This is a genomic window from Parafrankia sp. Ea1.12 (genome assembly GCF_900465275.1).
Taxonomy (GTDB): domain Bacteria; phylum Actinomycetota; class Actinomycetes; order Frankiales; family Frankiaceae; genus Parafrankia; species Parafrankia soli.
In genome coordinates this window covers 1-246 of record NZ_UBIZ01000412.1, presented here as the reverse complement: position 1 = coordinate 246, position 246 = coordinate 1, and the positions used below count along the sequence as shown (strand labels likewise).

The 246-nt window shown below is 66.7% G+C and carries 1 pseudogene; it reads left to right on the top strand.

From position 1 onward, the window contains the following. Positions 1–246: pseudogene (locus tag FMEAI12_RS24200) on the top strand (alpha/beta hydrolase); the annotation flags it as partial.

The window sequence follows — 246 nt, the reverse complement described above, 5'->3', positions numbered from 1 at the left end:
CTATGCTCGCCGTCTTCCAGCAGTCGCTGCACGGCAGCTTCGATGCCATCGCCCCACTCGGCTACGGCACGGTCGCGCCCTTCGCCGCCTATCTGGCCGGAGACGACCGCACCCGTATACCCAGCCTGGAGGCAATCATGGAGCCTGCCAGGTCCGGCGCGTTCGACACGCCGTTCGCGGCCGACCGGACCATGACAGCCATGCGTCACCACTTCTACTGGGACGACGTACCCGCAGACGTGATCG